Source organism: uncultured Paraglaciecola sp. (genome assembly GCF_913058035.1).
Lineage (GTDB): Bacteria > Pseudomonadota > Gammaproteobacteria > Enterobacterales > Alteromonadaceae > Paraglaciecola.
The window spans coordinates 1-5,417 of record NZ_CAJXPA010000231.1 but is presented as its reverse complement, the minus strand read 5'-3'; the positions used below and the strand labels follow the sequence as shown (position 1 = coordinate 5,417).

The 5,417-nt window shown below is 41.8% G+C and carries 6 protein-coding genes; 3 read left to right on the top strand and 3 right to left on the bottom strand.

Annotation, left to right across the window (positions count from 1 at the left end; all coding sequences use genetic code 11):
* The 3 genes from QZ562_RS19135 to QZ562_RS19125 all read right to left on the bottom strand — a co-directional run.
* On the bottom strand, window positions 1-300 hold a 300-nt coding region (locus tag QZ562_RS19135), incomplete at its 3' end, for a DUF3019 domain-containing protein (protein ID WP_293763816.1).
* A gap of 3 nt (window positions 301-303) precedes the next feature.
* A complete protein-coding gene (locus QZ562_RS19130) occupies window positions 304-1,941 on the bottom strand; it encodes an IS1634 family transposase (RefSeq protein ID WP_293763814.1) in 1,638 nt (545 codons plus the stop codon).
* 195 nt (window positions 1,942-2,136) lie between these two features.
* Window positions 2,137-2,766 (bottom strand): MipA/OmpV family protein, encoded by a 630-nt coding sequence (locus QZ562_RS19125; protein ID WP_293763811.1) that lies wholly within the window; start codon window positions 2,764-2,766, stop codon window positions 2,137-2,139.
* Window positions 2,767-2,824: 58 nt separating this feature from the next.
* On the opposite strand from QZ562_RS19125, the gene QZ562_RS19120 reads away from it, so the two are divergent.
* The 3 genes from QZ562_RS19120 to QZ562_RS19110 all read left to right on the top strand — a co-directional run bounded on the left by QZ562_RS19120 (window position 2,825) and on the right by QZ562_RS19110 (window position 5,158).
* Window positions 2,825-3,148 carry a hypothetical protein gene (locus QZ562_RS19120; RefSeq protein WP_293763808.1) on the top strand — a complete coding sequence of 108 codons (324 nt, stop codon included), beginning with the start codon at window positions 2,825-2,827 and terminating at the stop codon, window positions 3,146-3,148.
* A 6-nt stretch (window positions 3,149-3,154) separates the two neighbouring features.
* Window positions 3,155-3,493 carry an IS66 family insertion sequence element accessory protein TnpB gene (gene tnpB, locus QZ562_RS19115; protein ID WP_293763805.1) on the top strand — a complete coding sequence of 113 codons (339 nt, stop codon included), beginning with the start codon at window positions 3,155-3,157 and terminating at the stop codon, window positions 3,491-3,493.
* An 87-nt stretch (window positions 3,494-3,580) separates the two neighbouring features.
* Complete coding sequence (locus QZ562_RS19110) at window positions 3,581-5,158, top strand: IS66 family transposase (RefSeq protein ID WP_293763803.1); 1,578 nt, start codon at window positions 3,581-3,583, stop codon at window positions 5,156-5,158.
* Window positions 5,159-5,417: the final 259 nt, after the last annotated feature.

Below are 5,417 nucleotides of genomic sequence, written 5' to 3'. Positions count from 1 at the left end.
CTTAATTAACAATGTTTTGCTGAGTAGAATTTTATGTGCCATATCTTTTAATTCAATACGTGTATTTTGCTTAATTGAGACGCTTATTTTTTTGTTGAAATAAGCCTGCTGCGAACAAGTCAACCGTTGGCCGTCAAGAAAAATACAGAGTCGCTCTTTAGGCATGTTTTGTGTCTCTATGTTAAAAGTTAATTGGCACTCGTCTGCCACTCTTTGAGCAACACATATGTTGGGTTGTATAGTCCAAGCAGGCGTTTTTGCAGAAACCTCACTACAAAAAATAATACCTACAACTGACATTGATCAGACCCCCACGCCATTTTTTTGAATATTGTACAAATGCAGAGAGTGACCACCAATTAGGTGAATGATTTTTTCCCTCAGCTTATTAAAGCCATCTAAGTAAATGCTTGTTTTACCATAGATTTCTGTAGTCTGAACGAGGTTGATACCCTCGAAGCATTGAAATACCCAGCGCAGTGTGGGGGTAGCAGAGGGTATGTTAATCTGGTTTGGGATGGTCTCATTGGCTTTTTTCATGCTCGCGCGCATGCGTCGTTGCGCGATTGAGTAAACCAATAAAGATAAGGTCATGATCATTAACAATGCGTCGATACGACTAGGCTTTTTGATGAACAAGGATGACACAAAAAACAGTGGGTCTTTTAGGAATCTAAACCCTCTTTCCACCACCGATTGCGCCTTGTAATGATGCAAAATTCTCTCAGGTGATAGCGCTTTCTCGTCGGCATTTGTGGCGAGTATAAAGCATGATTTTTGTTCAATAGCATGTTGAATTGCTTTATCATTTAGCTCAACCACCGCGCTCGTTTGCCATACAATTTGTTTGACTGGTGCATCTTTTTTAGGTCGGCCTTTTCCCTCGTAAACCTTGTGCGCTATGCAGTTAAGCTCAGTCAGTTGGTGATACTTTTGTCGCTTGTTAAGCGCGGCCAACGACTTCAGTGCGTCCTCTTTGCAAGTGAAGCGCTGGGCTTGCAAATGAAATAACTCTTTGTCTAATTTTTCCTTGGCGCGGTCGGCTTGTCTGCTAATCGTTTTTGTTGCACGCTCACCTGCGGCTTTTGAATTGACGACTATCCAGCGCTGTTTAATATCCATGTGCTCTACTTCATTCACTGTGTACTGGTAGTTGTCATCAATAGTCGTCCATTCTTGCGCAGCTAAGGCTTCTGTAATGAGTGTTTTTTCTAGTTTAATAGTGGACGGGATAAGCGTAATAAACGTCAGTTGCGATAAGAACTCAGCATTGTCTTTATGGTAAAGCTTACAGTCAGCGACCAAGTAGTTAGGCTTGGGCGCAGTTTTCACCATCTTGACCAGCGCCTTAGCGCGCTCTTTAAACACTTTTGTATCAGCGCTATTACCATCCCAATTTTTAACGGCCAAGGGTATTCCTCCGTCTTGACTGACAATCATTTCTTGTACAACTTGTTTTAAATCAGGGCGATGCGCTTTGCTATGACCGTGTGTAATTCTGATAACATGCTCGTCACAGCCTTCCTCATCATGCGCATACTCGCCGGTTAACGAATGACTTGTGGTATCAAGGGATTTAAACTGGCAATCTACAGCCTCTATTTCGCAGGCCTGATGCGATACCAAGGAAAACAGACTTTCACAACCAAAGTCATAACATTGGTCCAGTGTTCGGCCTAGTTTATGGCGATTAAAGTGAGATGCCTCAACGCCTTCACGAAATAGATGCTCCATCGGGAGATTGGCAAAAAACTGAGGGCTAAGCGTCAAAGGGCGATTACAAAACCCCAGGCCATTCATTATCATGCCCTTTATCGCCTCGCCCGGGCTAATTTCTTGAAGATCATCTTGCGGCAAATGCTTATCTAACAAAGGCACCATGTTTAAGTCGTCGATAACGCCAGCAACAATGCCATGGTGGTCTAACCGTTTGATTTTCATTATGATTTCACCCTAAAAAGTTGAGGTGATATTGTACTAAACGCGCGATCTTGTGGGAAATATTATAAATAGAAATTATTCAATTTGGTCTGATCAATGTCAGCTACAACTAATACAATTATTTTCAATTCCATTGTCTGTTTAAAACGATATGCTGCACCTATTCTATTCAATTCAATTCAATTCCATTGCCTGTTAAAAGCGATACGCTACACCTAAGAATGCACTATGAATATTATTTTGTTCTATTAAGGGGCTGCTTATTAGAGAGCTGGGTAGCCTCCGATAATCTACATTTACCAGCCATGACCAGTTTGCATTAATAGGTTTTTGTAGATTGATAGACATATAAGTTTGCCATCCAGGTTTGCCATTAAAGTACAATTCAGTGAAATCGGTGTCTCTTTGTGAAATACCATAATAATAGTCAATCAAACGGGTACTTTTCCAGTCAGTGCCTACACGTAAACCCAATCGAAAACTATGCCATAACCATCTATGAGCGTATTCCATTCCAACCTGATGGCCTTTGTGTACACTGCTTATGTCTTGTTGAAGCATGAATTGCCACTCGCCATTAGATAAAAAGTAATGTCCCCGAAATCCTCCATTAATAGCCCATTTACGGCTTGCTATTTCGTCAATAGATAGGTTGCGTTGTACATCTTGAGTTGGGAATTCTGGCGAGTTCTGGGATAAACTTTCTGTTGGTATCAGGATATTAGCAGGATGTAAAAAACTAAAAAATGCACTTTCTCGGTCAAGTTGGATAAATGTTTCAAATGCAAATTTACGTTGGTTTAACGTGTCCGTCGTTACTACCACACATGGCGTAATATTTAGTATTGATAAATAATGAGGTTTTCAACATAGGAAACCCAACATGGCCAGACGAACCAAACAACAATGGCAAGTGCTTGTAGAGCAACACGCCCAATCAGTACTGACTACACGCGACTTTTGCCAGCAGCACAACATTCATTTACAAACCTTCTATTCTCGCCGCCATGCCTTAGGTCTGGCAACACCAACGAAGCGAAGTAAAAAAATGCCTATCACTGCACCGACTAGCCAATTTGTGCAAGCAAAGTTGGTCAATCATAATAGCTCAATAGTCATGCAAACGCGTGAAGCTCAATTATCCTTTTCTAGCGTCTGTGACCAGCTGTGGGTAGCCAAGCTGCTAAAAGTACTGGCGGCTGCATGAGAATGTTTGTTGACCCCCACTGCCGTGTATTTATATCCCAAAACCGTCGATTTTAGAATGCAATTTAATGGGTTAGCGCTCATTGTTGAGCAGCAACTTGATGTTCCATTAATGTCAGGGGCACTGTTTGTCTTCACCAATCGCACGCGCAAACGCCTCAAAATACTGTACTGGGACAACACCGGTTTAGCGATGTGGAGTAAACGTTTAGAAAAAGAGGTATTTAAATGGCCAAAGAGCACGCAATCCTCAATTAGTTTGAGCGAACAGCAACTCAATAGCCTGTTAGGGGGCTTCGATGTTCGCGGCCATCAGCCGCTATTTTATGCGTCCGCAGGCTTATAACATTCGATCATAAGTAGGGAATATCGATCACGATTTAGTCTAAGTAAAAACAACAACTTAGGTGTGTATTACGGTAAAATACATGCCATGAAAACAAAGACCGACAAGCCCAATAAAAAGATAGAATGGCTCCAGCGAAAGCATGATGAGCAAGGCTTAACGGTGGCCGAAAAAGATAGCTTAATTGCGTTGCAACAAGCGCGTTTAGCCTTTTTAGAAGAGCAGTTCCGCTTAGCTAAATACAAACTCTTTGCCAGTCAAAACGAAGCCCATCCTGGACAAGGTAACTTGTTTAATGAAGCAGAAGAAATGGCAGAGCTTGAGCTTGAAGAAGACAAGAGTGAGCTGCCCAAAGATAAACCTAAACGCAAGCGAAACACCCAGACCTTTGACGAGCATATTACCCGTGAAGTCGTGATACACGATATTGATGAAGCGGATAAAGTGTGCGCATGCTGCCAAGGCGAGCTGCACTGCATGGGCAAAGATGTCACTGAGAAATTGGTGTTTGTGCCAGCCACCACTAAAGTGGTTGAGCATCATCGTTTAAAGTATGCCTGTAGAGGATGTGAGCAAAACGGCACGCACAATACGCTTAAACAAGCCCCACCGGTACCGAGTATTTTACCCAAAAGCTATTCGACCCCGAGCTTGTTAAGCCAATTGATTATCAGCAAATATCAACATGGCTTGCCATTGTATCGCCAAGAAGTGATTTTTAAGCAATTGGGCATTCAATTATGTCGTCAAACCATGTCGGATTGGCTGATTAAAATCGCCAACGTGTTACATCCTATACTTTACGAATACTGGCATAAAATATTGCTGACACAGGCCGTGGTTAAAGCCGATGAAACACCGCTGAAAGTCATCAAGGATGACAACATCAAATCCTACATGTGGGTGTATAGCTGTGGGGCAGATTCACCTGCGGGTAATCTGCAAGGCGACAGTACACCGAATATTGTCTTATATGATTACCAGCCTACGCGAGCAGGAAAATGCGCGGTAGACTTTTTACAAGGTGCAGACACTAAGCATTACACTGGCTATTTACAAGTGGATGGCTACGCAGGTTATCATCAATCACCTGCCACATTAGTGGTGTGCATGGCGCATCTACGACGTAAGTTTACCGAAGCACAAAAGGCGCAAAGTCAAAACAGTAAAAAAAACGGTAAGGCTGACTGGGCACTGAATCACATTCAAAAACTGTATCGTATTGAAAAACTGATCAAAGACTTACCTATAAAAGAGCGCTATCGCATCAGACAAGAAAAGTCTGTGCCCTTACTCAATCAATTTAAAACGTGGTTGGATAAATCCGCGCCCAATGTGTTACCTGAAAGCCTGCTTGGCAAAGCACTCAACTACGCGTTAAACCAGTGGGCTAGAGCCATTCGTTATTGCGATGATGGTAGGCTAGATATCGATAATAATCGAAGTGAAAGAGCGATAAAGCCCTTTGTGATGGGCAGAAAAGCTTGGTTGTTCAGTCAAACTGCCAACGGCGCCAATGCGAGTGCGACGCTTTATTCTATTATTGAGACCGCTAAAGCCAACGGCCTCGTGCCATATGATTACTTGATGCATGTAATGAACCAAATAACAGCCGGTAATACCGACCCAGAAAAACTATTACCTTGGAACGTCAATCTCAGCTAGTGTGGTTCTAACGACGGACACAATTGAGCTAAAGTAAAATAATGTTTAAATAACGGTCTGAACAATGTCAGTTATCTCTGACTCAGTATTGTTATCAGAACAAAAAACGCTTTTATTAGCATAGATGTTTAAATTAAATGTTTCTACATATGACAACATCACCATCTAATGATTCCAGATTTATCATATGCAAACTCTTTAGTATTATTTTGATGGCTTTAGGATAGTTAAAATCAGTAAATCATAAGTTACATATGAT

Excerpts from the sequence above, each read along its gene's own strand:
- QZ562_RS19130 (WP_293763814.1), bottom strand. The coding sequence starts at position 1,941 with ATGAAAATCAAACGGTTAGACCACCATGGCATTGTTGCTGGCGTTATC.
- QZ562_RS19120 (WP_293763808.1), top strand. The coding sequence starts at position 2,825 with ATGGCCAGACGAACCAAACAACAATGGCAAGTGCTTGTAGAGCAACAC.
- QZ562_RS19110 (WP_293763803.1), top strand. The coding sequence starts at position 3,581 with ATGAAAACAAAGACCGACAAGCCCAATAAAAAGATAGAATGGCTCCAG.